The organism is Pseudomonas sp. 2822-17 (assembly GCF_002742485.1).
Lineage (GTDB): Bacteria > Pseudomonadota > Gammaproteobacteria > Pseudomonadales > Pseudomonadaceae > Aquipseudomonas > Aquipseudomonas cyclaminis.
In genome coordinates, this window is sequence record NZ_LJRZ01000317.1 from 1 (window position 1) to 269 (window position 269).

Consider the following 269-nt stretch of genomic DNA (forward strand, 5'->3'; position numbering starts at 1 on the left):
TTTCGTTATCCTTTGGCATAATGATATGGGTTATACCTGCTCGATGAGCACTCATTGACTTTTCTTTTAAACCACCAATTGGTAATACACGACCACGTAAAGTAATCTCGCCAGTCATTCCCACTTCTCTTCTTACTGCCTTACCAGTCAAGGCTGATATCAATGCTGTTGCCATCGTGATACCTGCACTTGGTCCATCTTTAGGAACAGCACCTTCTGGAACATGGATATGGATATCATGTTTTTCATGAAAATCAGAATCAATAGAC

The 269-nt window shown here is 40.5% G+C and carries 1 protein-coding gene; it reads right to left on the minus strand.

The window, feature by feature from the left end; translation table 11 throughout:
- Nucleotides 1–269: S16 family serine protease (locus AOA60_RS07575; protein WP_305887047.1), on the minus strand; the 269-nt coding region annotated here is incomplete at both ends.